This is a genomic window from Shigella flexneri 2a str. 301 (genome assembly GCF_000006925.2).
Lineage (GTDB): Bacteria > Pseudomonadota > Gammaproteobacteria > Enterobacterales > Enterobacteriaceae > ECMA0423.
The window spans coordinates 3,310,474-3,336,848 of record NC_004337.2; the positions used below are offsets into that span (position 1 = coordinate 3,310,474).

Sequence of the window (26,375 nt, forward strand, 5' to 3'; positions counted from 1 at the left end):
TGAAACGTGGCAAATTCTACTCGTTTTGGGTAAAAAATGCAAATACTGCTGGGATTTGGTGTACCGAGACGGGACGTAAAATCTGCAGGCATTATAGTGATCCATGCCACATTTTGTCAACGTTTATTGCTAATCACGTGAATGAATATCCAGTTCACTTTCATTTGTTGAATACTTTTGCCTTCCCCTGCTCTCCCTTAAGCGCATTATTTTACAAAAAACACACTAAACTCTTCCTGTCTCCGATAAAAGATGATTAAATGAAAACTCATTTATTTTGCATAAAAATTCAGTGAGAGCGGAAATCCAGGCTCATCATCAGTTAATTAAGCAGGGTGTTATTTTATGACGACGATTCTCAAGCATCTCCCGGTAGGTCAACGTATTGGTATCGCTTTTTCCGGCGGTCTGGACACCAGTGCCGCACTGCTGTGGATGCGACAAAAGGGAGCGGTTCCTTATGCATATACTGCAAACCTGGGCCAGCCAGACGAAGAGGATTATGATGCGATCCCTCGTCGTGCCATGGAATACGGCGCGGAGAACGCACGTCTGATCGACTGCCGCAAACAACTGGTGGCCGAAGGTATTGCCGCTATTCAGTGTGGCGCATTTCATAACACCACCGGCGGCCTGACCTATTTCAACACGACGCCGCTGGGCCGCGCCGTGACTGGTACCATGCTGGTTGCTGCGATGAAAGAAGATGGCGTGAATATCTGGGGTGACGGTAGCACCTATAAAGGAAACGATATCGAACGTTTCTATCGTTATGGTCTGCTGACCAATGCTGAACTGCAGATTTACAAACCGTGGCTTGATACTGACTTTATTGATGAACTGGGCGGCCGTCATGAGATGTCTGAATTTATGATTGCCTGCGGTTTCGACTACAAAATGTCTGTCGAAAAAGCCTACTCCACAGACTCCAACATGCTTGGTGCAACGCATGAAGCGAAGGATCTGGAATACCTCAACTCCAGCGTCAAAATCGTCAACCCGATTATGGGCGTGAAATTCTGGGATGAGAGCGTGAAGATCCCGGCAGAAGAAGTCACAGTACGCTTTGAGCAAGGTCATCCGGTGGCGCTGAACGGTAAAACCTTTAGCGACGACGTAGAAATGATGCTGGAAGCTAACCGCATCGGCGGTCGTCACGGCCTGGGCATGAGCGACCAGATTGAGAACCGTATCATCGAAGCGAAAAGCCGTGGTATTTACGAAGCTCCGGGGATGGCACTGCTGCACATTGCGTATGAACGTCTGTTGACCGGTATTCACAACGAAGACACCATTGAGCAGTATCACGCGCATGGTCGTCAGTTGGGCCGTCTGCTGTACCAGGGGCGTTGGTTTGACTCCCAGGCGCTGATGCTGCGTGACTCTCTGCAACGCTGGGTTGCCAGCCAGATCACTGGTGAAGTTACCCTGGAGCTGCGCCGTGGGAACGATTATTCAATCCTGAATACCGTCTCAGAGAACCTGACCTACAAGCCAGAGCGTCTGACGATGGAAAAAGGCGACTCGGTGTTCTCGCCAGATGATCGTATTGGTCAATTGACCATGCGTAATCTGGATATCACTGATACCCGAGAGAAACTTTTTGGTTATGCCAAAACTGGCCTGCTTTCCTCCTCTGCCACTTCAGGCCTGCCGCAGGTGGAGAATATGGAAAACAAAGGCCAGTAATTCGACATCAACCCTGCCCTTCAGGGGTGGGGTTACCTTGCTTATCCTCTGTAAACTCCTTTCTGAGCATCACATAATCGAAAACATCATGGTTTGCATCCACAACCCGTGAGTCTCCTTTATAGTGTGCAATCACTTCCTCAAGCGTTTGCGGCTGTTCCGGCTTTGTTACCCCCATCCACGCATTAATAAGGTAATTATTGTAAGCTGTCGAAAAGATATTGTTTTCCGTTGTGCGATCCACGCCATCCCCAAGAACGGGGCTATACCAGATAAACATCGGGACATGATATGCCTGCTGGCTAGCCTCCCTGCCTCCATGAAAATAGACGTTCTTCTTCGTAGGGTCACGTTCCAGGCCGTGGTCGGCAAAATACATGACCGAGGCGCGGCGATCTTTTAATAATTCAAAAACCTGACCTAGCAAACTATCTGTGTAATGAATGGAGTTGTCATAGCAGGCATCCTGATCGTCCTGCGGTTGAAACACGGCGCTGGATTGCGGATAGGCGCTACAAGCCGGTTCATGGCTTCCATTTAAATGAAGAACAATCAGTTTCTTTTGCTGCGTATTTTGCTGTAATGCTTGCGATAAATGCGGCAACAACAATTCATCAAATCCTCTGACATAAACTGTTTCCATGGCGCGCATGGCGATACTGGTAACTGCTGTACCATTCTGCCGAAAAGCGGATTGCGAGCTTAGCCAGAAAGTCTGAAATCCTGCTTGATTAGCCATATTAATAATGTTGTCGGGGTAATTATGAATGTCATGACTCAAAACAGAATCAGCAGTTAAAGAAAGGGGAACCGACAGCGCAGTGTAAGGTGCGCCGCTTATTGCTTGATTAAACAGTTTGATCTGTTTTCTTTGTGCTTCAACTTGCGGTGTCGTAGAGCGTGTATATCCATACAAAGACATATTGTCGACACGTACAGACTCCCCCACAATCAACACGTAGGTATCAATACTTGTATCCCTGACTGATAATTGAAAATACGGCACCGTGTTTGCAATTGAGAGTAATCTTTGATGCGCTTTCGCTGCTAAAGCAAAATAGTTGAGATTGAAAAACGGCGTATAGGTAGCAAATCACGACGCTAGTATATATGGACTGAACGCTTTTTTATTTTTTGCATCTTTATAAGCAAATTGACAAGCGGAAAATAAACTGCCCGAAATGACAATCAGCAATAATATTCCTGTCACTTTTTTTGTCGGCAAGGAAACATCATATTTTATTATTACTGCCAAAAAAAGAAGGGATAAAAAAGCAAAAGCACATAGATAAGGGATATACATCCCCAGCATTTTCACAACTTCATCCGGATCACTCTGCAGCACACTAATCGCAAATCCATCATTGAAAGTTGTACCAAAGGTACACCATGAATAGAGGCTAATACTCATGTCTGCCGCAGTCAGTAACACAAATGGTGCGGCAACAAGCAGGCGAAGCGGAAGGGATGATATACGTTTAACAACCAGGATGGTCAGGACGAAGAACAGCAATCGCTGAACCATATGCGCTCCGGAAGAGGCGACTAAGTTCGTAATACCAAAAACAATAACACAAAGATACAACAACCAATGAGATTTAAAATCTTCTAGCAAATTTGTTGAATACTGTCATCCAGAAATCCAAGTTCACAACCAATATAAACAATTATCAACAATGTTCAATTTTATATCAGACATGTTTTTCAACTCTGATCCATATCAGACCGAAACACTGTTAGTTTTTTCTTTTTAAATGATGCGACCATTGCGTTCTCAGTAATTAAATAACATTATCAATGCGTCTCTAAACATTACGCAGAACGTAGCCATCAGTAGTTATACTGACAGGAGCAGGATGGTTTATCGAGAAGTAAACATATCCGTATTCGTACCGGAACTGGAGTTGACACAATAAAGTGCCAATTATGTCAGCAGTAGGGAAAAGTTTATAACTAAGGCGTACCGGCACCATCGTTTCAAGGTACCAGCTACGAGTAAAGCAACTGGACGAGATACAGATACCTGACAACCATTCATCAGACCAGGACCAAAACGAAAAGAGACGCTTTTCAGCGTCTCTTTTCTGGAATTTGGTACCGAGGACGGGACTTGAACCCGTAAGCCCTATTGGGCACTACCACCTCAAGGTAGCGTGTCTACCAATTCCACCACCTCGGCACGGATACTACTTTTTAGTTCGGGATATCGCTGGTCGGCTTAGCCGGAGCAGCTGGCTGAGTTTGTTCGGTTTTCGCCGGTGCACTCAGATTTTCCCATTCGCTACCTCTATTGGTTTTGTTGCTATTGATGTTACCCAGCACCAGACTGATGATGAAGAATAACGTTGCCAGCAGCGCCGTCATGCGGGTCATGAAGTTACCAGAACCACTTGAACCAAACAGCGTAGCGGAAGCGCCTGCTCCGAAGGAGGCTCCCATATCAGCGCCTTTACCTTGCTGCAGCATGATCAGACCAACAAGGCCAATTGCCACAATAAGGAAAACTACTAAAAGAGCTTCGTACATAATCAACCTGTTCCTTGCGGAGTTGCCGCGTACCAATGCTTCAACCAATAAAGCGGGATTTTTAATCTTTCCCACTGAAGCGGGTGTGAATACTAACCAAAACGAATGACCTTCGCAAGGGCAATTTTATCGCATTGTATCAACTGCGGAAAAAAACAGCAAAACCGATGTGTTCGCCGAGAAAAAATGCGACAATCGCCGCCTTTTTAGCCAGTTATCTAACGCTTTAAACGGCTTTTACTGCATCGGTGATGCGGTGTGCAAATTCAGTCACCTGCGCTGCGTCTTCGCCTTCCACCATCACGCGAATTAACGGTTCGGTGCCGGATTTACGCAGCAACACGCGTCCACGGTTGCCCAGCGCAGCTTCAACCTCTGCGGTCACGGCTTTAACTGACTCATGCTCAAGCGGATCGCCGCTACCTGCGGTGTAACGTACGTTAACCAGAATCTGCGGGAACATTTTCATGCCGCTGCAAAGGTCGTGCAGGCTCATATGGTTACGTGCCATCGCCGTCAGCACCTGCAAGCCAGCAACGATGCCGGCACCGGTAGTGGTTTTATCCAGCAGGATCACATGACCGGAATTCTCTGCACCGATACGCCAGCCTTTCTCCTGCATTTTTTCCAGTACGTAGCGGTCACCCACTTTCGCGCGCGCAAATGGAATTCCTAACTGTTTCAGCGCCAGTTCAAGCCCCATGTTGCTCATCAATGTACCCACAGCACCACCACGCAGGTGGCCCTGACGAAGACCTTCACGCGCGATGATATACATGATCTGATCGCCATAGACTTTATTGCCTTCATGGTCAACCATAATCACGCGATCGCCGTCGCCGTCGAAGGCAATACCGAGATCCGCTTTTTCAGCCAGCACACGAGCCTGGAGCGCGCGAACGTCGGTAGCCCCCACTTCGGCATTGATGTTTACACCGTTTGGCTCACAACCGATAGCGATAACGTTCGCCCCCAGTTCGCGCAGCACGTTCGGCGCGATGTGATAAGTCGCACCGTTTGCACAATCCACCACAATCTTCAGTTCACTGAGGCTAAGTTCGTTCGGGAACGTGGCTTTGCAAAACTCGATATAGCGACCCGCGGCATCAACGATACGGCTGGCTTTACCCAGTTCAGCCGAATCAACGCAGCTGATCTCCTTTTCCATTTCCGCTTCGATGGCCTCTTCTACCGCATCCGGCAGTTTAGTGCCGTCGATAGAGAAGAATTTAATCCCATTATCGTAGAACGGGTTATGCGATGCAGATATCACAATTCCGGCCTCTGCGCGGAAGGTACGCGTCAGATAAGCCACGGCCGGTGTTGGCATCGGGCCAGTGAAGAGTGCGGAAAGGCCCGCTGCCGCCAGACCCGCTTCCAGTGCTGACTCCAGCATATAGCCAGAAATACGCGTGTCTTTACCAATAATAATCTTACGGGAGCCGTGGCGCGCCAGCACTTTACCCGCGGCCCAACCCAGCTTAAGCACAAAATCAGGTGTGATCGGCGCATCCCCTACACGACCACGAATCCCATCGGTACCGAAATATTTACGATTACTCATAGCGTTTGTTTTCCTTTGCAGACAGAGTGGCTTCCACCACCCGCATCGCTTCTACGGTTTCTTTGACGTCATGAACACGAATGATGTGCGCGCCTTGCATTGCGGCAATGACCGCACAGGCCAGACTACCGCTCAGGCGCTCGGACGGCCCCACGTTCAGCAGCTGCCCAATCATCGATTTTCGTGACATACCCACCAACAGCGGCAGGTTGAAATGGTGAAATTCAGCCAGGCGCGCCAGTAATGAATAGTTATGGGAGAGATTTTTACCGAAACCGAATCCGGGGTCGAGCAACAATTTCTCTTTTGCGATACCCGCCTGCTCGCAACGTGCTATTTGCTCAATAAAGTAGCGATTCACTTCTGCAAAGACATCGTCATACTTCGGAGCTTCCTGCATGGTTTTTGGATTTCCCTGCATATGCATCAGACAAACCGGTAAACCGGTTTCTGCAGCCGCCTCCAGAGCGCCAGGTTCGGAAAGGGAGCGGATATCATTAATAATGTGAGCGCCAACTTTCGCTGACTCACGGATGACTTCTGGTTTGGATGTATCGACCGAGATCCAGACTTCGAAGCGTTGAGCAATTGCCTCAACCACAGGAATAACACGTTGCAACTCTTCTTCAACGCTAACTTCCGCCGCCCCTGGGCGCGTGGACTCGCCACCAACGTCAATGATCGTCGCGCCAGCATTGATCATCAGATTCGCATGTTTCACCGCATCTATCAGCGAGTTATGCGTGCCACCATCCGAAAAGGAATCAGGCGTGACGTTGAGGATCCCCATTACGTGAGGATGGCTAAGGTCCAGTGAAGTACCCTGGGCAAAGAGTTTCATTATGTTATCCCTGGTATGAATTGATAAGAAAAAACCCCGGAGCACGCCCCGGGGTTTTCGGTACAAATACAGTCATCTGATGCGGGAACTTACTTGTCGCCTAACTGCTCTGACATGGTGTTACCCGGGTTCGGCGTACGCGGTTCATCAACCGGACGAGGAGCCTTTGGACTACCATTGTCGCCAGAATTGTTAGAAGCGCCTGGTTCTTCCCAGCCCGCTGGCGGACGTACATCGCGACGTGCCATCAGGTCATCAATCTGCGGTGCGTCGATAGTCTCATATTTCATGAGAGCATCTTTCATCGCATGCAGAATATCCATATTGTCGGTCAGAAGCTGACGCGCACGATTATAGTTACGCTCAATCAGTGCTTTCACTTCCTGGTCGATGATACGTGCAGTTTCATCGGACATATGTTTCGCTTTCGCTACGCTACGGCCGAGGAATACTTCACCTTCTTCTTCCGCGTACAGCAGTGGACCCAATTTCTCAGAGAAGCCCCACTGAGTCACCATGTTACGTGCCAGGTTGGTCGCAACTTTAATATCGTTGGACGCACCGGTAGAAACATGTTCCGGCCCGTAGATGATCTCTTCTGCCAGACGACCACCGTACAGCGTAGAAATCTGGCTTTCCAGTTTCTGACGGCTGGCGCTGATTGCGTCGCCCTCAGGCAAGAAGAAAGTCACACCCAGCGCACGACCGCGTGGGATAATCGTCACTTTATGCACCGGATCGTGTTCCGGCACCAGGCGACCGATAATCGCATGACCCGCTTCGTGGTAAGCCGTTGATTCTTTCTGCGCTTCCGTCATCACCATGGAGCGACGTTCCGCACCCATCATGATTTTGTCTTTCGCTTTCTCGAACTCAACCATCGACACAACGCGTTTGTTGCCACGAGCAGCGAACAGTGCCGCTTCGTTCACCAGGTTCGCCAGGTCAGCACCGGAGAAACCAGGAGTACCACGGGCAATGATTGCCGCGTCGATATCGGGTGCCAATGGTACGCGACGCATGTGAACTTTCAGGATCTGCTCACGACCGCGAACATCTGGCAAGCCGACCACAACCTGGCGGTCGAAACGGCCAGGACGCAGCAGGGCCGGGTCGAGAACGTCCGGACGGTTAGTCGCGGCGATAACGATGATACCTTCGTTACCTTCGAAGCCATCCATCTCAACCAGCATCTGGTTCAGAGTCTGTTCACGTTCATCGTGACCACCGCCCAGACCAGCGCCACGCTGGCGGCCTACGGCGTCGATTTCATCGATAAAGATGATGCACGGTGCCGCTTTCTTCGCCTGTTCGAACATGTCACGAACACGGGATGCACCCACACCGACGAACATTTCTACGAAGTCAGAACCGGAGATAGTAAAGAACGGAACTTTCGCTTCGCCTGCAATCGCTTTCGCCAGCAACGTTTTACCGGTACCCGGAGGACCGACCATCAGGACGCCTTTCGGGATCTTACCGCCGAGTTTCTGGAAGCGGCTCGGCTCGCGCAGATACTCTACCAGTTCAGCAACTTCTTCTTTTGCTTCGTCGCAGCCCGCAACGTCAGCAAAGGTCGTTTTGATCTGATCTTCCGTCAGCATGCGCGCTTTGCTCTTACCAAACGACATGGCACCTTTGCCACCGCCGCCCTGCATTTGACGCATGAAGAAGATCCAGACACCAATCAGCAACAGCATCGGGAACCAGGAGATGAAGATAGAAGCCAGCAGGCTTGGTTCTTCAGGCGGTTCACCGACAACCTTGACGTTCTTGGTCAACAGGTTATCCAGTAATTTCGGATCCTGAACCGGAATGTAAGTGGTATAACGGTTACTATCTTTCTTGGTAACGTTGATTTCACGTCCGTTGATACGCGCTTCACGAACCTGGTCGTTATTGACCTCTTGTAGGAAGGTAGAGTAATCCACCTTACGGCCATTAGACTCGCTGGGCCCAAAGCTCTGGAATACTGACATCAGCACAACGGCAATGACCAGCCAGAGTATTAGGTTTTTCGCCATGTCACTCAAGGGATTAACCTCTTATTACAACTGTGTTAAAAACAGCGTCAGGATACTCTATATCCAGCATCTTTCAAACTTTCGTCTGAAATCTCCCGGTTAGGGTTTACGCCCGGTCGCTACAATATACACTTCTCGCGAACGTGCACGAGAAGAGTCCGGCTTACGAACTTTGACCTTCGTAAACAGGGAGCGAATTTCCCTTAGATACTCATCGAAACCTTCGCCCTGGAACACCTTCACTACAAAACTGCCACCTGGCGCTAATACATCACGACACATTTCTAGCGCCAGTTCCACCAGATACATGGCTCGGGGGATATCCACCGCCGGTGTTCCGCTCATGTTTGGTGCCATATCGGACATGACAACCTGGACTTTGCTGTCGCCAACGCGCTCCAGCAGTGCTTTCATCACCAGTTCATCACGAAAATCGCCCTGAAGAAAGTCCACACCAACGATAGGATCCATAGGTAAAAGATCGCAAGCGATGATGCGGCCTTTGCCGCCAATTTGGGTGACCACATATTGTGACCAACCACCCGGAGCAGCACCAAGGTCGACAACCGTCATTCCCGGTTTAAAGAGTTTGTCACTTTGCTGTATTTCATCAAGTTTAAACCAGGCACGGGAACGTAATCCCTTTTTCTGTGCCTGTTGAACATATTTATCGCTAAAGTGTTCCTGAAGCCAGCGGCTGGAGCTGGCAGAACGCTTCTTACCTGTCATTTAACTTTCCCATGGGGATAACTCATCGTAACCAATTGCGTAAATTTTTACGCGCCTATTTGGTGATATATGGGAGATGGCGGTAGAATGACCCGTTTTCAATCCCAACGTAAGCAAAAAATACGATGAATCTGAGTACTAAACAAAAACAGCACCTGAAAGGTCTGGCACATCCGCTCAAGCCAGTTGTTCTGCTTGGCAGTAATGGTTTGACCGAAGGGGTGCTGGCCGAGATTGAACAAGCGTTAGAGCACCATGAACTCATCAAGGTGAAAATCGCCACCGAAGATCGCGAAACAAAAACCTTGATCGTGGAAGCTATCGTGCGCGAAACCGGCGCCTGTAATGTACAGGTCATCGGTAAAACGCTGGTGCTTTATCGCCCAACTAAAGAACGTAAAATCTCGCTGCCACGCTAAGATTATCCTAAAGTTACACACATTTGCTGTGTAAAACGAGGGGTTTTCCGCAGGCAGGAGAGCAAAATGCCACGCTCTGTTCGTTGATAAAAGGCCGCAGAGCGGCCTTTTTCCTTTCTTTACAATACATCAACATCTTGAGTATTGGGTAATTCTTACAGGTATTCCACCTTAATTACTTCAAATTCTACTTCGCCGCCCGGCGTTTTGATGACCACAACATCATCTTCTTCTTTGCCGATCAGGCCACGAGCAATAGGCGAGTTTACAGAAATCAGGTTTTGTTTAAAGTCAGCTTCGTCATCGCCAACGATGCGATAAGTCTGTTCTTCGTCAGAATCCAGATTCAGCACCGTTACGGTAGCACCAAAAATAACGCGCCCATTGTTGGGCATTTTGGTGACATCAATCACCTGCGCGTTTGACAGCTTGGCTTCGATGTCTTTGATACGGCCTTCGCAGAAGCCCTGCTGTTCACGAGCTGCGTGGTATTCGGCGTTTTCTTTCAGGTCGCCATGCTCACGCGCTTCCGCGATAGCAGCAATGATTTCAGGACGGCGCACAGATTTCAGAAAATCCAGCTCTTCGCGTAATTTTTCAGCGCCGCGTAAGGTCATCGGAATAGCTTGCATTTGTTATACCTCTTGAATATTCCTGATGGGGCAAGTCTTCACCCACCCCGGCTGTTCGGCCTGCCCGGCATAACTCCTCACCGGGACCAGAAGCAAAAAAATACCGACCCGGGTACAAGTCCCAGGTCAGCTACAATTCACATTTTGATGGTCATTTTACCCTGAAGTTCCCGAAGGGTCATCGTTTACTTTATAGGGCGTTGCGCCGTAGTATGACGGCTCGATTCCAGGTTGTTAGCGCGAGATTATGCGATTTTCCAGATTTATCATCGGATTGACCAGCTGTATAGCGTTCAGTGTTCAGGCCGCGAATGTTGATGAGTACGTTACTCAACTCCCCGCAGGTGCCAACCTTGCCCTGATGGTGCAAAAAGTCGGTGCGTCGGCCCCCGCTATTGATTACCACAGTCAGCAGATGGCGCTGCCCGCCAGTACCCAGAAAGTGATTACTGCGCTGGCGGCGTTGATTCAACTCGGCCCCGATTTTCGTTTCACCACGACGCTTGAAACCAAAGGCAATGTGGAAAACGGCGTACTTAAGGGTGACTTAGTGGCGCGATTTGGTGCCGATCCGACGTTAAAACGTCAGGATATTCGCAATATGGTCGCGACTTTGAAAAAATCTGGCGTCAACCAAATCGATGGCAATGTGTTGATAGATACCTCCATTTTCGCCAGCCACGATAAAGCCCCCGGCTGGCCATGGAATGACATGACACAATGCTTTAGCGCTCCGCCTGCTGCCGCCATAGTTGACCGCAACTGTTTCTCCGTCTCGCTCTACAGTGCCCCAAAGCCTGGTGATATGGCTTTTATACGCGTGGCATCTTATTACCCCGTTACGATGTTCAGCCAGGTACGCACCCTCCCCCGTGGTTCTGCCGAAGCGCAATACTGCGAACTGGATGTGGTGCCAAGCGACCTGAACCGCTTTACGCTGACGGGATGCCTGCCACAACGTTCTGAGCCGCTCCCGTTGGCTTTTGCCGTGCAGGATGGAGCCAGCTATGCCGGTGCAATTCTGAAAGATGAGTTAAAACAGGCGGGTATCACCTGGAGCGGAACACTGCTGCGCCAGACTCAGGTTAACGAACCTGGAACGGTAGTTGCCAGTAAACAGTCGGCCCCGCTGCACGATCTGCTTAAGATTATGCTGAAAAAGTCGGACAACATGATCGCCGATACGGTTTTCCGCATGATCGGCCATGCGCGCTTCAATGTGCCTGGAACATGGCGGGCTGGGTCGGACGCCGTGCGTCAGATCCTGCGCCAGCAAGCCGGTGTCGATATTGGTAACACCATTATTGCCGATGGTTCAGGGCTTTCGCGGCATAACCTGATTGCCCCCGCCACCATGATGCAGGTGCTGCAATACATTGCCCAACACGACAATGAACTTAACTTTATCTCCATGCTGCCGCTTGCGGGCTATGACGGCTCTTTGCAGTACCGTGCAGGTCTGCATCAGGCGGGCGTGGATGGCAAAGTCTCAGCGAAAACCGGTTCGTTGCAGGGGGTATATAACCTGGCGGGATTCATTACCACAGCGAGCGGGCAACGAATGGCATTTGTACAATATCTTTCTGGCTATGCAGTAAAACCCGCGGATCAGCGTAATCGCCGTATTCCGTTAGTGCGTTTTGAAAGCCGTTTGTACAAAGATATTTATCAGAACAATTAGTCAAAAAGAAACCCCGGCGCATGGCCGGGGTTTCAGATTATTGACAAAGTGCGCTTTGTTTATGCCGGATGCGGCGTGAACGCCTTATCCGGCCTACAAAATCGTGCAAATTCAATATATTGCAATCATCTTGTAGGCCTGATAAGTGTAGCGCATCAGGCTTATTTGGCATTGGTCATTAGTGATTAACGCTTGTAAATGAACTCAACGCCTTCTTCGTCGTCTTCGTCCCAGTCGTCATCCCAGTCTTCATCATCCTCTTCAGCAATCTCTTCAAGCTGCTGACGGTGATAATCATCCCACATGAATTCGACTTTCTCTGGCTGTTTCGCTTCTTCAGCCTGCACGACCGGGTTTTCAATGATAAAGGTCATCACATCCCAGCAGAGATCTTTCACGCCCAGTCCGCTCGCCGCAGAGATCAGATAATATTTATCTTCCCAGCCCAGCGCTTCAGCGATCGCTTTCGCTTTCTCTTCGGCTTCTGCCTTATCCAGCAGATCGATCTTGTTGAAGACTAACCAACGCGGTTTCGCCGCCAGATCCTGGCTGTATTTTTCCAGCTCGCTGATAATAATACGCGCGTTTTCAACCGGATCGGTGCCGTCAATCGGATCGATATCGATGAGGTGCAACAGGACGCGGCAACGTTCCAGGTGCTTCAGGAAGCGAATGCCCAGACCTGCGCCTTCCGCAGCGCCTTCAATCAGTCCTGGAATATCGGCAACAACGAAGCTCTTTTCGTTGTCCATTCGTACCACACCCAGACTTGGCACCAGAGTGGTAAACGGATAATCCGCCACTTTCGGTTTAGCCGCCGATACCGCACGAATAAAGGTCGATTTACCCGCGTTTGGCATCCCCAACATACCGACGTCAGCCAGCAGCATCAGCTCCAGCAGCAGCTCACGCTTATCGCCCGGCGTACCGTTAGTTTTCTGCCGTGGTGTACGGTTAACTGACGATTTGAAACGGGTATTGCCCAGACCGTGCCAGCCGCCCTTAGCAACCAGCAGACGCTGACCGTGTTTAGTCATATCACCCATGGTTTCACCAGTACCCTGGTCGATTACACGCGTACCTACCGGCACTTTAATCGTCACGTCTTTACCGCGCTTACCGGTACAATCGCGGCTTGCGCCGTTCTGACCGCGCTCTGCACGGAAAGATTTTTCAAAACGATAATCGATAAGCGTGTTCAGGTTCTCGTCGGCTTCCATCCATACGTCACCACCATCACCGCCGTCGCCGCCATCCGGGCCGCCTTTCGGAATATACTTTTCGCGGCGGAAGCTCACGCAACCATTACCGCCATCACCTGCAACGACCAGAATCGATGCTTCATCAACAAACTTCATTTTATTCTCCGTAAATCATTCGCCTGCGCGGGGTTGCGATACCACCGTTGTATGCTTACGTAATCCGCCCCAAATACGATGACCAATGGCGGAATACATCGCGCCCGCAACCACGACAAACGCACCGAGATAACCTAAAAGGTTTAACATCGGTCTGGCGAAGAAATCGGGCCAGGCCAGTGATAAAAGATCTGAAAAAAACAGCGTAAACAGTGGGGTGAGCGTGATGATCGCGCTCACCTGCGCTGCCTGCCAGCGAGCCATCGCTTCCGCCAAGGCGCCATATCCTACCAAGGTATTCAGTCCGCAAAAAATTAAACATGCGAGCTGCCAGTGGCTAAGCTGCGCTATCACTCCAGGCTTTGCCAGAGGGAAGAGCGCGATTGTACATAAAGTGTACAGTAAAAACAGGATCTGCGGTGAGGCCAGCCGACGCAATAAAACCTTTTGCGCCACGCCATAACTCACCCAAACCGTCGCCGCACCGACCCCAAAGATAACTCCCCAGGTGTAATCGGTGAGCTTTGTAAATATCTCGACCAGACTGGTGTTAAAAAACATCACCAGACCGCTCAGGAGCATCAATGCCCCTACAACCTGAGTGCTGCGCATTTTCTCTTTCAGGATAAATACGCTGGCAACCATCATGCCAACTGGCGAGAGTTGCCCAATCACCTGCGAAGCGGTCGGACTCAGGTATTGCAAGGATGAGCTGAACAGGATGAAGTTCCCAAACAGCCCGGCGGTCGCCACTGCCAACAAAATCAACCAGCGTGGCTTACGAAACACGCGTAATGGCGGCAACCTCTTCTTCACCGCAAGAATGGCACCAAGGCCAATACTCGCCATCAAGAAACGGTAAAACACGATTGTCGGAGGTTCCATCACCTCCAGCACCTGCTTCATTGCGATTGGCAACGCCCCCCAGCAAATTGCTGTGGTAAGCGCCAAAAGAATGCCAATGCCTGCCTGCTGCTTCATACCGTATTCCCTGCAAAGCGCATTTGCGGATTAACGTCGCACCATGCGCATTTTTACCGGTTATCGAATGTAAAAAGCCCCGCAACGTGTTGCGGGGCTTTCATCCGTTACCGGGACGCGAAAAACTTATTCAGCTTCGATGCTGATAAATTTACGGTTTTTCGGGCCTTTAACTTCGAATTTCACTTTACCGTCTGCTTTAGCAAACAGAGTGTGGTCACGACCGCAACCTACGTTAGCGCCAGCGTGGAATTTGGTACCACGTTGACGAACGATGATGCTACCCGCCAGAACGGATTCGCCACCGAAACGCTTAACGCCCAAGCGTTTAGCTTCTGAATCGCGACCGTTACGTGTGGAGCCGCCAGCCTTTTTATGTGCCATTTGAAATCTCTCCTCAGGTCTTAGGCGCTGATGCCAGTAATTTTCACATCAGTGAACCACTGACGATGGCCCTGCTGCTTACGATAGTGTTTACGACGACGAAACTTAACGATTTTAACTTTCTCGCCACGACCGTGAGCAACAACTTCAGCTTTGATTACGCCGCCATCAACGAAAGGAACGCCGATTTTGACTTCTTCACCGTTTGCGATCATCAGCACTTCAGCGAACTCAACAGTTTCGCCAGTTGCGATGTCCAGCTTTTCCAGGCGAACGGTCTGACCTTCGCTTACTCGGTGTTGTTTACCACCACTTTGGAAAACCGCGTACATATAAAACTCCGCTTCCGCGCACACCTTTTCAATGATTCAGAGTGCGCTATAAATATTCACAATAGGGCGCGAATATTACGCAAAACGCACGCCTTTGACAAGTGCTACAGTCAATACACGAAGAAAAAAACACAACTTGTACGGTAACGTTTATCTGTGCCATTTTTTCAGTACAATTACCCTATATTCCTAACCATAAACCCTAAGTTGCCTTTGTTCACAGTAAGGTAATCGGGGCGAAAAGCCCGGCTTTTGCGATGAATTTAGAAAAAATCAATGAGTTAACCGCGCAAGATATGGCGGGTGTTAATGCGGCAATCCTTGAGCAGCTTAATTCCGACGTCCAACTGATCAATCAGTTAGGCTATTACATCGTCAGCGGCGGCGGTAAACGTATTCGTCCGATGATTGCTGTACTGGCTGCACGAGCTGTTGGCTATGAGGGAAATGCGCATGTCACCATTGCTGCCCTGATCGAGTTTATCCACACGGCGACTCTGCTACACGACGACGTTGTGGATGAATCAGATATGCGCAGGGGTAAAGCTACCGCCAACGCCGCATTTGGCAATGCCGCCAGCGTGCTGGTAGGCGATTTTATTTATACCCGCGCGTTCCAGATGATGACCAGCCTCGGTTCACTCAAAGTGCTGGAAGTCATGTCAGAAGCTGTAAACGTCATCGCAGAAGGTGAAGTTCTGCAACTGATGAACGTTAACGATCCGGACATCACTGAAGAAAACTACATGCGCGTTATCTATAGCAAAACCGCGCGTCTGTTTGAGGCTGCCGCGCAGTGTTCCGGGATTCTGGCTGGCTGTACGCCGGAGGAGGAGAAAGGCCTGCAGGATTATGGGCGCTATCTCGGCACTGCTTTCCAGTTGATCGACGATTTACTCGATTACAATGCCGATGGCGAACAGTTAGGTAAAAACGTCGGCGACGATCTGAACGAAGGTAAACCGACGCTGCCGCTGCTGCATGCGATGCATCATGGCACACCAGAACAGGCACAGATGATCCGTACCGCCATCGAACAAGGTAACGGTCGCCATCTTCTGGAACCGGTTCTGGAAGCAATGAACGCTTGTGGATCTCTTGAATGGACGCGTCAGCGCGCCGAGGAAGAAGCAGACAAAGCCATCGCAGCGTTACAGGTGCTCCCGGACACCCCTTGGCGAGAAGCACTCATCGGCCTCGCGCACATCGCTGTTCAACGCGATCGTTAATCCCCTCCCTTCATCCCGCGCAGTGCGCGGGATGATTCCAGTAAATTCCATAAAAACACTAATTCAGCGCTATAACACCTGAAAAAAGGGCGATGAATCTTTATATATTATGAATATTCACACTCTTTACAGGAACTTTTTAGCGCAATAGACCATCAGGAGTATAGTGATGCCCGACAGAAGAAGTGTTCTGAATGAAAGCGACTAACTTAAGGAGTGAGGAAAGATGGAAAGTAATTTCATTGACTGGCATCCCGCTGACATCATTGCAGGTTTGCGCAAGAAAGGAACGTCAATGGCGGCGGAATCTCGCAGAAATGGTTTGAGTTCCTCAACGCTGGCAAACGCATTATCGCGCCCATGGCCGAAAGGAGAGATGATTATTGCGAAAGCCCTGGGAACTGACCCCTGGGTTATCTGGCCATCACGCTACCATGATCCGCAGACCCATGAGTTTATCGACAGAACGCAGTTGATGCGTAGCTACACTAAACCGAAAAAATGAGTGGTCTGGCGGTAGCCCCGCGAACGGGGCTGCCAGCTCTCAGACGATTACTCGCCTTTCACACGCTCAATATTTGCACCTAAAGCGCGCAGTTTGTCTTCAATGCGTTCGTAGCCACGATCGATGTGATAAATACGATCAACCACCGTCGTCCCTTCCGCAATACAGCCAGCCAGCACCAGGCTTGCTGATGCACGCAGATCGGTTGCCATAACCTGTGCACCAGAAAGTTTTTCAACACCATGACAAATAACGGTATTGCTTTCGATTTCGGCGTGCGCGCCCATACGGCTCAGCTCTGGCACATGCATAAAGCGGTTTTCAAAGACCGTTTCGGTGATGAACCCGGTCCCTTCAGCCACCAGGTTCAACAGCGTGAACTGGGCCTGCATATCGGTCGGGAATGCCGGATGCGGCGCGGTACGTACGTTAACAGCCTTCGGACGTTTGCCATGCATATCCAGGCTAATCCAGTCTTCGCCGACTTCGATGTCCGCTCCAGCATCACGCAGTTTCGCCAGCACGGCGTCCAGAGTATCTGGCTGCGCGTTACGGCAGATAATTTTGCCACGAGAGATCGCCGCCGCCACCAGGAAAGTACCGGTTTCGATACGATCCGGCAGCACGCGATAGACACCGCCGCCTAAACGTTCCACACCTTCGATGACGATACGATCGGTGCCCTGACCGCTAATTTTCGCACCCAGCGTAATCAGGAAGTTCGCGGTATCGACGATTTCCGGTTCACGCGCTGCGTTTTCAATAATCGTGGTGCCTTCCGCCAGGGTTGCAGCACACATGATGGTCACCGTTGCGCCAACGCTGACTTTATCCATCACGATATGTGCGCCTTTCAGACGACCATCGACGGAAGCTTTAACGTAACCTTCTTCCAGTTTGATGGTCGCGCCTAATTGTTCGAGGCCAGAAATGTGTAGATCAACCGGACGCGCACCGATCGTACAACCGCCAGGTAGTGAAACTTGCCCCTGACCAAAGCGCGCTACCAGCGGCCCCAGCGCCCAGATAGAAGCACGCATGGTTTTAACCAGATCGTAAGGTGCGCAGAATACATTAACGTCGCGGGCATCAATATGCACAGAACCATTACGTTCTACTTTCGCACCCAGCTGGCTTAGCAGTTTCATTGATGTATCGACGTCTTTCAGTTTCGGGACGTTCTGGATCTCTACCGGTTCTTCCGCCAGTAGTGCGGCAAAAAGAATAGGCAGAGCAGCATTTTTAGCGCCGGAAATTGTGACTTCGCCCTGGAGCTTCGTTGGCCCCTGAACACGAAATTTATCCATTTAGTTTGTTCTCAGTTAACAATTCATATCCGCTACCGGCGAATCGCCCATAGCTCAAAAGCCGTTCAGTTTGCGATCGCGCGCCCACTCCGCAGGGGTATACGCTTTGATCGACACAGCATGAATGCGGTTATCCGCAATATATTCCATCAGCGGGCCATAGACCGTCTGCTGTTTTTTAACCCGACTCATACCGTCAAACAACTCACCCACGGCAATAACCTGAAAGTGGCTGCCATCGCCGGAAACGTGGACTTCCTGGAGGGAGAGAGCGTTCATCAACACGCTCTGAATTTCATTATTTTCCATGGGATCTTCAATCATCAGTTAATAAACCAGCGAAACATCTTAGAGCAAAGTTGCGCTGGCATAAATAAGCAAAAAGCCTCGCTGATAAATCAGACAAGGCTCGACTTGCAGGCAGGTTTGCCGGACAGGCGGTTAACGCCATATCCGGCCTGAAAAAATTTAACGAGGCAGAACATCAGCAGGCAAATTATACAATTTCGCGAGGGTATACACTTTGTCGTTTACCCCCTGAAGCGTCACGTTGTTGCCCTGCTTTTTCGCCAGATCGATAAGATGGAGCAGCAGTGCCAGTCCCCCCGTATCCACGCGGGACACACGGCTAAGATCGATGCAGGTAATCCCCTTCACCGCCTCCTCACGCATTTCCCAAAGCGGTAGCAGAACGTCCTGATCCAGCTCTCCGGATAACGCCAGCGTGTCACCCGTCTGCATCCAGCTCAGTGACTCGCTCATTATTTTTTCTCTTCCAGAGTGATTTTCTGTTGAGAAATCGATTTCAGTTGCGCAGTCAGGCCGTCGATACCTTTGGTACGCAGCAGCGTTCCCCACTCGTTTTGTTTGGTGGTGATCATACTGACGCCTTCAGCAATCATGTCGTAAGCTTGCCAGTTTCCCGTCTGGGAGTTTTTACGCCACTGGAAGTCCAGACGCACCGGCGGACGGCCATTCGGGTCAATAATGGTAACGCGAATAGGCACAATGGTTTTATCGCCCAGCGGCTGTTCTGGCGCAATCTGATAGGTTTGACCGTGATACATCGCCAGCGCCTGACCGTAAGCCTGCTTCAGGTACTCACGGAAAGCGGCAAAGTAGGCTTCACGTTGAGCAGGGGTCGCACTCTTGTAATACTGGCCCAGCACCAGCGCACCGGCGTATTTCACCTGTACGTATGGCAGCAGTTCCTGATCAACAATGGTACGCAGATAATCCGGGTTGGCCCGAATTTGCGGTTGCTCATTCTTCAGGCGATCGAACGTTTTCTGCGCCGCCTCGTCCATCAGCTTATAAGGATTGGTCTGGTCTGCCGCGGTTGCCGCACTCAGAGGTGCAATCACCAGCAAAGCGACCATCATTAAACGTTTAAACATGCGTCGGTTCTCCTGAAATTATTTCGTTGTACCCACAGGTTCAGTGGTTTCATTATTACCTGGCGCAGCAGCTGGCGCATCGCCACTATTCTTATTGTCATCGCCTTTACTACCGTAAAGGAACTGACCAATGAGATCTTCCAGCACCATCGCAGACTTGGTGTCCTGAATTGTATCGCCATCCTTCAGGATAGCAGTCCCCAGTTCCGGGTCTTCAAAACCGACGTTTAATGCCAGATATTGTTCTCCCAGCAGGCCGGAAGTACGAATGCTCAGCGAACTGGTATCAGGAATGTGGTTATAACGTTGTTCAATTTCCAGCGTTACGCGCGGCAGATAGGTTTTCGGGTCCAGCGTAATATCCGCCACCCGGCCCACAACAACACCACCAATGCTGACCGGAGAGCGCGCTTTCAGGCCGCCAATGTTATCGAACGTCGCATAAAGCGTGTAGGTCGATTCAGTACGTATGGACGTCACGTTCGCCGCCTTCAGGCAAACAAACAGCGCCGCCAGCAGTGCTGCTAATAAAAAGATACCCACCCAAATTTCATTTTTTTTCGTTTGCATGAACTCAATTCCCAAACATCAATGCGGTCAGCACAAAATCCAGCCCCAGAACAGCCAGAGACGAGTGGACAACGGTGCGAGTGGTTGCCCGGCTAATCCCGGCAGACGTCGGGATGGCGTCGTAGCCGTTAAACAACGAAATCCACGTCACCGTGATGGCGAACACCACGCTCTTAATCAGACAGTTGACCAGATCCATACGCCAGTCGACGGCATTTTGCATTGCCGACCAGAAGAACCCGCTATCAATGCCTTTCCAACTGACGCCGACCAGCGATCCGCCCCAGATCCCCACGGCGACGAAGATAACCGTCAACAGTGGTAATGAAATAACCCCAGCCCAGAAACGGGGAGAAATAACCCGACGCAGCGGATCCACCGCCATCATCTCCATACTGGAGAGTTGCTCTGTAGCGCGCATCAGGCCGATTTCTGCGGTTAACGCCGAACCAGCACGCCCGGCAAACAACAGCGCGGCAACCACCGGCCCCAGTTCACGCAGTAGCGATAACGCCACCAGCATACCCAGACTGGTTTCCGCGCTATAAGTGGTCAGAACCAGATAACCTTGCAGCCCCAACACCATTCCGATGAACACGCCAGAAACTACAATAATCAGCATCGACAGGACGCCGACATTATAGAGCTGGCGCACCAGCAGCGGCGCATGTTTGCGAAATTCCGGTTTGCCGACCAGCGCATTGAATAACATTAACCCGGCCCGCCCGAACGTTCTCAGGGTTTTAATCCCTTTATGTCCGAGCGACGCCAGCGCATTTAACAGCATGAGTGGCTTAACTCCCTGGTAAAAGATCAGCGTGATAATCGCCGGCAGGATAGCGGAACGGAACAGGCCCGTCAGCTATCCCGTCCAGAAACTGACGTACGCGCGGATCAGGATTCGTCTGCAACGCCTGGGCACTGCCATGAGCGACAATTTTTTTGTCCGCCAGGATCCAGGCGTGATCCGCAATACTTAACACTTCCGGCACATCGTGAGAAACCACCACACAAGTCACGCCCAGCGCGCTGTTCAGCTCAGAAATCAGCTTCACCAGTACGCCCATGGTGATGGGATCTTGCCCAACAAAAGGTTCATCAAACATGATGAGATCCGGCTCCAGCGCAATCGCACGCGCCAGCGCTGCACGCCGCGCCATCCCACCGGAAAGTTCAGAAGGCATTAGTTTAGCCGCTCCACGCAGCCCCACGGCCTCCAGCTTCATCATCACCGTACTATGCAACAATGGCGCGGGAAGTTGGGTATGTTCGCGCAGTGGATAGGCGACGTTGTCAAATACGTTCATATCAGTGAACAACGCCCCGGACTGAAATAACATGCTCATCCGTTTACGCACTGTATACAGGCGCGAACGAGACATCGCCGGAATATTCTCACCATCGAAAAGGATCTCACCATGATCTGGTGCGATTTGCCCGCCAATCAGACGGAGTAGCGTCGTTTTACCGATGCCCGATGGCCCCATGATCGCCGTGATCTTCCCTCGCGGCACGGTCAGGGAAATATTATCGAAGATGCAGCGATTGCCACGCGTAAAACTGACATCGCGCATATCGACTAAATTCGCCACAGACTGCTCCATAATTCACCCTTCGTCTTGCGTTGATTTTCTAAGCATGGCGCTCAATTTAACCTTGAACCCAACATATTTACAGAATATTACCCGCCGTGGTTAGCGAAAGCTGGCATTTGTTTTACTTTTTAGCCGCATAAAGTCAAAATTAAGAATCCGTTACGGCTTTCTGAAAATCTTCAGCGGACCGGCGAGTATACCTGAAGAAAGGACGTTAGATGCTTTTAGCTACGGCACTGTTAATTGTTGGTTTACTTTTGGTCGTTTACAGTGCCGACCGCCTGGTTTTTGCCGCGTCTATTCTTTGCCGAACCTTTGGCATCCCGCCGCTGATCATCGGCATGACGGTGGTCAGTATTGGTACATCGTTACCAGAAATCATCGTCTCGCTTGCCGCGTCTCTGCACGAACAACGCGATTTAGCCGTTGGTACAGCCCTCGGCTCAAACATTATCAATATATTGCTGATCCTCGGTCTGGCTGCGCTGGTTCGTCCTTTTACCGTCCATTCCGATGTTCTGCGCCGTGAATTACCCTTAATGTTGTTGGTCAGCGTGGTGGCCGGTTCCGTACTCTATGACGGACAACTTAGTCGAAGCGATGGTATCTTTCTCCTCTTTCTGGCTGTGCTATGGCTGCTGTTCATTGTTAAACTTGCACGTCAGGGGACTGACAGCCTGACCAGAGAGCAGCTTGCAGAGCTGCCGCGTGACGGCGGATTGCCCGTCGCGTTTTTATGGCTCGGCATTGCGCTTATCATCATGCCAGTGGCCACGCGGATGGTGGTTGATAACGCCACGGTGCTGGCGAATTACTTTGCCATCAGCGAGTTGACGATGGCTCTGACGGCAATTGCTATCGGAACCAGTCTGCCGGAACTGGCAACCGCAATAGCGGGGGTTCGCAAAGGTGAAAACGACATTGCTGTCGGAAATATCATTGGCGCAAACATTTTTAATATTGTCATCGTGTTGGGTTTACCCGCGCTGATAACGCCAGGAGAGATTGATCCACTGGCGTACAGTCGTGACTACAGCGTGATGTTGCTGGTGAGCATTATTTTTGCGTTGCTGTGCTGGCGGCGCTCCCCGCAACCGGGCCGTGGTGTAGGGGTATTATTAACTGGCGGATTTATCGTATGGCTGGCGATGTTGTACTGGTTATCGCCAATACTCGTTGAATAACTGGAAACGCATTATGTCGCACGTAGAGTTACAACCGGGTTTTGACTTTCAGCAAGCAGGTAAAGAAGTCCTGGCGATTGAACGTGAATGCCTGGCGGAGCTTGATCAATACATCAATCAGAATTTCACGCTTGCCTGTGAAAAGATGTTCTGGTGTAAAGGGAAAGTTGTCGTCATGGGGATGGGGAAATCGGGGCACATCGGGCGCAAAATGGCCGCAACGTTTGCCAGCACCGGTACACCTTCATTTTTCGTCCATCCTAGTGAAGCCGCGCATGGTGATTTAGGCATGGTCACCCCACAGGATGTGGTGATTGCTATCTCTAACTCAGGTGAATCCAGCGAAATCACGGCCTTAATTCCAGTGCTTAAGCGTCTTCACGTACCGTTAATCTGCATCACCGGTCGCCCGGAGAGCAGCATGGCGCGCGCCGCAGATGTGCATCTGTGTGTTAAAGTAGCGAAAGAAGCCTGTCCGTTAGGGCTGGCACCGACCAGCAGCACCACCGCCACGCTGGTTATGGGCGATGCCCTCGCTGTCGCGCTGTTAAAAGCACGCGGCTTTACTGCTGAAGATTTTGCGCTCTCACACCCAGGCGGCGCACTGGGTCGTAAACTTCTGCTGCGCGTAAACGATATTATGCATACGGGCGATGAGATCCCGCATGTTAAGAAAACGGCCAGTCTGCGTGACGCATTGCTGGAAGTTACCCGCAAAAATCTTGGTATGACTGTCATTTGCGATGACAATATGATGATTGAAGGCATCTTTACCGACGGTGATTTACGCCGTGTCTTCGATATGGGCGTGGATGTTCGTCAGTTAAGTATTGCCGATGTGATGACGCCGGGGGGAATACGTGTGCGCCCTGGCATTCTGGCCGTTGAGGCACTGAACTTAATGCAGTCCCGCCATATCACCTCCGTGATGGTTGCCGATGGCGACCATTTACTCGGTGTGTTACATATGCATGATTTACTGCGTGCAGGCGTAGTGTAAAGATTCAAGGATAAACAACAATGAGCAAAGCAGGTGCGTCGCTTGCGACCTGTTACGGCCCTGTCAGCGCCGACGTTATGGCAAAAGCAGAGAACATTCGTCTGCTGATCCTCGACGTTGATGGCGTACTGTCAGATGGCCTGATTTATATGGGCAATAACGGCGAAGAGCTGAAAGCGTTCAATGTTCGTGACGGTTATGGCATTCGTTGTGCGCTCACCTCTGATATTGAAGTCGCTATCATTACCGGGCGAAAGGCTAAACTGGTAGAAGATCGTTGTGCCACATTGGGGATCACTCACTTGTATCAGGGGCAGTCAAACAAACTGATCGCCTTTAGCGATTTGCTGGAAAAATTGGCGATTGCCCCGGAAAATGTGGCTTATGTTGGCGATGATCTCATCGACTGGCCGGTAATGGAAAAAGTGGGTTTAAGCGTCGCCGTGGCCGATGCGCATCCACTGTTGATCCCGCGCGCCGATTACGTGACGCGCATTGCTGGCGGTCGTGGCGCAGTGCGCGAAGTTTGCGACTTATTACTCCTGGCGCAGGGCAAACTGGATGAAGCCAAAGGGCAATCGATATGAGTAAAGCCAGACGTTGGGTTATCATTGTGCTATCACTGGCGGTTCTGGTGATGATCGGCATTAATATGGCCGAAAAAGACGATACCGCCCAGGTGGTCGTCAACAACAATGATCCCACCTATAAAAGCGAGCATACGGACACGCTCGTCTATAACCCAGAAGGGGCACTAAGCTATCGATTGATTGCTCAACACGTTGAATATTATTCCGATCAGGCCGTTTCGTGGTTTACGCAGCCGGTACTTACCACGTTTGATAAGGATAAAATCCCGACATGGTCCGTAAAAGCAGATAAAGCCAAGCTGACCAATGACCGGATGCTCTATTTATATGGACACGTTGAAGTCAACGCACTTGTGCCAGACTCTCAACTTCGCAGAATCACGACGGATAACGCGCAGATCAATCTGGTGACGCAGGATGTTACCTCTGAAGACCTCGTCACGTTATACGGAACAACATTTAACTCCAGCGGTCTGAAAATGCGCGGCAACTTACGCAGCAAGAACGCCGAGCTGATTGAAAAGGTTAGAACATCCTATGAAATTCAAAACAAACAAACTCAGCCTTAATCTTGTGCTTGCCAGCTCACTTCTGGCCGCCAGCATTCCGGCATTTGCCGTAACCGGAGACACTGATCAGCCGATCCACATTGAATCGGACCAGCAATCTCTTGATATGCAAGGCAACGTGGTTACCTTTACCGGTAATGTCATCGTCACCCAGGGCACCATCAAAATTAATGCCGACAAAGTGGTCGTTACCCGTCCGGGCGGCGAACAAGGTAAAGAAGTGATTGACGGATACGGTAAACCGGCAACGTTCTACCAGATGCAGGACAACGGTAAACCCGTTGAAGGTCACGCTTCCCAGATGCACTACGAACTGGCAAAAGATTTTGTCGTTCTGACGGGTAATGCTTATCTGCAGCAGGTCGATAGCAACATTAAGGGCGATAAGATCACTTACCTGGTGAAAGAGCAGAAAATGCAGGCTTTCAGCGACAAAGGCAAGCGCGTAACCACCGTTCTGGTGCCGTCGCAGCTGCAGGACAAAAACAACAAAGGCCAGACCCCGGCACAGAAGAAGGGTAATTAATTCGTTATGGCAACATTAACTGCAAAGAACCTTGCAAAAGCCTATAAAGGCCGTCGCGTGGTAGAAGACGTCAGCCTGACCGTCAACTCCGGGGAAATTGTCGGTCTGCTGGGGCCAAACGGTGCCGGTAAGACCACCACTTTCTACATGGTTGTAGGCATTGTGCCGCGCGATGCGGGCAACATCATTATTGATGATGACGATATCAGTCTGCTGCCTCTGCATGCACGCGCGCGCCGCGGTATCGGCTATCTGCCACAGGAAGCCTCCATTTTCCGTCGCCTCAGCGTTTACGATAACCTGATGGCGGTACTGCAAATTCGTGACGACTTGTCTGCTGAACAACGTGAAGACCGCGCGAACGAGCTGATGGAAGAGTTTCACATTGAGCACCTGCGTGACAGCATGGGGCAGTCACTCTCCGGGGGTGAACGTCGCCGTGTAGAAATTGCCCGCGCACTGGCTGCGAATCCGAAATTTATTCTGCTCGACGAACCGTTTGCCGGGGTTGACCCGATCTCGGTTATCGACATTAAACGCATCATTGAACACCTGCGCGACAGCGGCCTGGGCGTGCTGATCACTGACCACAACGTGCGTGAAACACTGGCGGTTTGTGAACGCGCTTATATCGTCAGTCAGGGGCATTTGATCGCCCACGGCACGCCTACAGAAATCTTACAAGACGAACACGTTAAGCGTGTATACCTTGGGGAAGACTTCAGACTCTGATAGGGTAGAAG

At 50.7% G+C, this 26,375-nt stretch carries 28 protein-coding genes, 1 tRNA gene, 1 pseudogene and 2 other annotated features (1 of these 32 running past the window's edge); of the genes and pseudogenes, 11 read left to right on the forward strand and 19 right to left on the reverse strand.

Annotated elements, in window-relative coordinates; genetic code table 11:
- Positions 1 to 260 (forward strand) — a sequence feature (potential protein location (hypothetical protein SF3212 [Shigella flexneri 2a str. 301]) that overlaps RNA (tRNA-M)); it begins 103 nt to the left of the window's first position.
- 85 nt (positions 261 to 345) lie between these two features.
- Positions 346 to 1,689, forward strand: coding sequence for an argininosuccinate synthase (argG, locus tag SF3213; RefSeq protein NP_708973.1), 1,344 nt, complete (start codon positions 346 to 348; stop codon positions 1,687 to 1,689).
- A 7-nt stretch (positions 1,690 to 1,696) separates the two neighbouring features.
- Positions 1,697 to 3,341 (reverse strand) — a sequence feature (Similar to Escherichia coli K12 alkaline phosphatase I gi: 1789564 (548 aa). BLAST with identity of 99% in 548 aa. This CDS contains an in-frame stop codon. The sequence has been checked and is believed to be correct.).
- On the opposite strand, the pseudogene yhbX reads toward argG, so the two are convergent.
- From yhbX to rrmJ, 7 genes and pseudogenes are all read right to left on the reverse strand, one after another.
- Positions 1,697 to 3,341: pseudogene (yhbX, locus tag SF3214) on the reverse strand. It overlaps the preceding feature by 1,645 nt.
- 440 nt (positions 3,342 to 3,781) lie before the next feature.
- A tRNA-Leu gene (locus SF4510) sits at positions 3,782 to 3,868 on the reverse strand.
- A gap of 14 nt (positions 3,869 to 3,882) precedes the next feature.
- Positions 3,883 to 4,215 carry a preprotein translocase subunit SecG gene (secG, locus tag SF3215; RefSeq protein NP_708974.1) on the reverse strand — a complete coding sequence of 111 codons (333 nt, stop codon included), beginning with the start codon at positions 4,213 to 4,215 and terminating at the stop codon, positions 3,883 to 3,885.
- 226 nt (positions 4,216 to 4,441) lie between these two features.
- Positions 4,442 to 5,779 (reverse strand): phosphoglucosamine mutase, encoded by a 1,338-nt coding sequence (glmM, locus tag SF3216; RefSeq protein NP_708975.1) that lies wholly within the window; start codon positions 5,777 to 5,779, stop codon positions 4,442 to 4,444.
- Positions 5,772 to 6,665 (reverse strand): 7,8-dihydropteroate synthase, encoded by an 894-nt coding sequence (gene folP / locus SF3217; RefSeq protein NP_708976.4) that lies wholly within the window; start codon positions 6,663 to 6,665, stop codon positions 5,772 to 5,774. The genes glmM and folP overlap by 8 nt, the downstream gene beginning before the upstream one ends.
- A gap of 44 nt (positions 6,666 to 6,709) precedes the next feature.
- Positions 6,710 to 8,644, reverse strand: coding sequence for an ATP-dependent metalloprotease (gene hflB, locus SF3218; RefSeq protein ID NP_708977.1), 1,935 nt, complete (start codon positions 8,642 to 8,644; stop codon positions 6,710 to 6,712).
- Positions 8,645 to 8,743: 99 nt separating this feature from the next.
- Positions 8,744 to 9,373, reverse strand: coding sequence for a 23S rRNA methyltransferase (rrmJ, locus tag SF3219; RefSeq protein NP_708978.1), 630 nt, complete (start codon positions 9,371 to 9,373; stop codon positions 8,744 to 8,746).
- A gap of 125 nt (positions 9,374 to 9,498) precedes the next feature.
- Here rrmJ and yhbY point away from each other — a divergent pair, with 125 nt between their 5' ends.
- Positions 9,499 to 9,792: an RNA-binding protein YhbY gene (gene yhbY, locus SF3220; RefSeq protein ID NP_708979.1), complete on the forward strand. Its 294-nt coding sequence runs from the start codon at positions 9,499 to 9,501 to the stop codon at positions 9,790 to 9,792.
- Positions 9,793 to 9,947: 155 nt separating this feature from the next.
- Here yhbY and greA read toward each other — a convergent pair whose 3' ends face one another.
- Complete coding sequence (greA, locus tag SF3221; RefSeq protein ID NP_708980.1) at positions 9,948 to 10,424, reverse strand: transcription elongation factor GreA; 477 nt, start codon at positions 10,422 to 10,424, stop codon at positions 9,948 to 9,950.
- A 247-nt stretch (positions 10,425 to 10,671) separates the two neighbouring features.
- Here greA and dacB point away from each other — a divergent pair, with 247 nt between their 5' ends.
- A complete protein-coding gene (dacB, locus tag SF3222; protein ID NP_708981.1) occupies positions 10,672 to 12,105 on the forward strand; it encodes a D-alanyl-D-alanine carboxypeptidase/endopeptidase in 1,434 nt (477 codons plus the stop codon).
- 185 nt (positions 12,106 to 12,290) lie between these two features.
- On the opposite strand, the gene obgE is transcribed toward dacB, so the two are convergent.
- From obgE to rplU, 4 genes are all read right to left on the reverse strand, one after another.
- Positions 12,291 to 13,463: a GTPase CgtA gene (obgE, locus tag SF3223; protein NP_708982.1), complete on the reverse strand. Its 1,173-nt coding sequence runs from the start codon at positions 13,461 to 13,463 to the stop codon at positions 12,291 to 12,293.
- A 15-nt stretch (positions 13,464 to 13,478) separates the two neighbouring features.
- Positions 13,479 to 14,444 (reverse strand): hypothetical protein, encoded by a 966-nt coding sequence (gene yhbE / locus SF3224; protein NP_708983.1) that lies wholly within the window; start codon positions 14,442 to 14,444, stop codon positions 13,479 to 13,481.
- 126 nt (positions 14,445 to 14,570) lie between these two features.
- Positions 14,571 to 14,828: a 50S ribosomal protein L27 gene (rpmA, locus tag SF3225; protein NP_708984.1), complete on the reverse strand. Its 258-nt coding sequence runs from the start codon at positions 14,826 to 14,828 to the stop codon at positions 14,571 to 14,573.
- A 20-nt stretch (positions 14,829 to 14,848) separates the two neighbouring features.
- Positions 14,849 to 15,160, reverse strand: a complete 312-nt coding sequence (rplU, locus tag SF3226; RefSeq protein NP_708985.1) for a 50S ribosomal protein L21 — start codon at positions 15,158 to 15,160, stop codon at positions 14,849 to 14,851.
- 257 nt (positions 15,161 to 15,417) lie between these two features.
- On the opposite strand from rplU, the gene ispB reads away from it, so the two are divergent.
- Together ispB and nlp are read left to right on the forward strand one after the other, a co-directional pair.
- A complete protein-coding gene (gene ispB / locus SF3227) occupies positions 15,418 to 16,389 on the forward strand; it encodes an octaprenyl diphosphate synthase (RefSeq protein ID NP_708986.1) in 972 nt (323 codons plus the stop codon).
- A 226-nt stretch (positions 16,390 to 16,615) separates the two neighbouring features.
- Complete coding sequence (gene nlp, locus SF3228) at positions 16,616 to 16,894, forward strand: DNA-binding transcriptional regulator Nlp (RefSeq protein ID NP_708987.1); 279 nt, start codon at positions 16,616 to 16,618, stop codon at positions 16,892 to 16,894.
- Between the two features lie 47 nt (positions 16,895 to 16,941).
- Here the strand turns inward: nlp and murA are convergent, their stop codons facing one another.
- The 7 genes from murA to vpsA form a co-directional block, all read right to left on the reverse strand.
- Entirely contained in the window at positions 16,942 to 18,201 is a 1,260-nt protein-coding gene (gene murA / locus SF3229) for a UDP-N-acetylglucosamine 1-carboxyvinyltransferase (RefSeq protein ID NP_708988.1), read from the reverse strand.
- A 54-nt stretch (positions 18,202 to 18,255) separates the two neighbouring features.
- Entirely contained in the window at positions 18,256 to 18,525 is a 270-nt protein-coding gene (yrbA, locus tag SF3230; protein ID NP_708989.1) for a hypothetical protein, read from the reverse strand.
- 144 nt (positions 18,526 to 18,669) lie between these two features.
- Positions 18,670 to 18,963 carry a hypothetical protein gene (gene yrbB, locus SF3231; protein ID NP_708990.2) on the reverse strand — a complete coding sequence of 98 codons (294 nt, stop codon included), beginning with the start codon at positions 18,961 to 18,963 and terminating at the stop codon, positions 18,670 to 18,672.
- Positions 18,963 to 19,598: an ABC transporter substrate-binding protein MlaC gene (yrbC, locus tag SF3232; protein ID NP_708991.1), complete on the reverse strand. Its 636-nt coding sequence runs from the start codon at positions 19,596 to 19,598 to the stop codon at positions 18,963 to 18,965. Before yrbC ends, yrbB begins: the two co-directional genes overlap by 1 nt.
- 18 nt (positions 19,599 to 19,616) lie before the next feature.
- The gene (gene vpsC / locus SF3233) at positions 19,617 to 20,168 is read right to left on the reverse strand and encodes a cytoplasmic membrane protein (RefSeq protein ID NP_708992.2); all 552 of its coding nucleotides are present in this window, start codon (positions 20,166 to 20,168) and stop codon (positions 19,617 to 19,619) included.
- A gap of 4 nt (positions 20,169 to 20,172) precedes the next feature.
- Positions 20,173 to 20,955, reverse strand: a complete 783-nt coding sequence (gene vpsB, locus SF3234; protein NP_708993.1) for a hypothetical protein — start codon at positions 20,953 to 20,955, stop codon at positions 20,173 to 20,175.
- Between the two features lie 7 nt (positions 20,956 to 20,962).
- Positions 20,963 to 21,772: an ABC transporter ATP-binding protein gene (vpsA, locus tag SF3235; protein NP_708994.1), complete on the reverse strand. Its 810-nt coding sequence runs from the start codon at positions 21,770 to 21,772 to the stop codon at positions 20,963 to 20,965.
- 209 nt (positions 21,773 to 21,981) lie between these two features.
- Here vpsA and yrbG point away from each other — a divergent pair, with 209 nt between their 5' ends.
- The 6 genes from yrbG to yhbG are packed head-to-tail and all read left to right on the forward strand — an operon-like array spanning position 21,982 to position 26,364.
- Complete coding sequence (gene yrbG / locus SF3236) at positions 21,982 to 22,947, forward strand: calcium/sodium:proton antiporter (RefSeq protein ID NP_708995.1); 966 nt, start codon at positions 21,982 to 21,984, stop codon at positions 22,945 to 22,947.
- 13 nt (positions 22,948 to 22,960) lie between these two features.
- Positions 22,961 to 23,947 (forward strand): D-arabinose 5-phosphate isomerase, encoded by a 987-nt coding sequence (gene yrbH, locus SF3237; protein ID NP_708996.2) that lies wholly within the window; start codon positions 22,961 to 22,963, stop codon positions 23,945 to 23,947.
- A 20-nt stretch (positions 23,948 to 23,967) separates the two neighbouring features.
- The gene (gene yrbI, locus SF3238; RefSeq protein NP_708997.1) at positions 23,968 to 24,534 is read left to right on the forward strand and encodes a 3-deoxy-D-manno-octulosonate 8-phosphate phosphatase KdsC; all 567 of its coding nucleotides are present in this window, start codon (positions 23,968 to 23,970) and stop codon (positions 24,532 to 24,534) included.
- On the forward strand, positions 24,531 to 25,106 hold the full coding sequence (gene yrbK, locus SF3239; RefSeq protein NP_708998.1) for a lipopolysaccharide exporter periplasmic protein LptC: 576 nt from the start codon (positions 24,531 to 24,533) through the stop codon (positions 25,104 to 25,106). Before yrbI ends, yrbK begins: the two co-directional genes overlap by 4 nt.
- Positions 25,075 to 25,632, forward strand: a complete 558-nt coding sequence (yhbN, locus tag SF3240; RefSeq protein ID NP_708999.2) for a lipopolysaccharide transport periplasmic protein LptA — start codon at positions 25,075 to 25,077, stop codon at positions 25,630 to 25,632. The genes yrbK and yhbN overlap by 32 nt, the downstream gene beginning before the upstream one ends.
- Before the next feature lie 6 nt (positions 25,633 to 25,638).
- A complete protein-coding gene (gene yhbG, locus SF3241; RefSeq protein NP_709000.1) occupies positions 25,639 to 26,364 on the forward strand; it encodes an ABC transporter ATP-binding protein in 726 nt (241 codons plus the stop codon).
- Positions 26,365 to 26,375 lie beyond the last annotated feature (11 nt).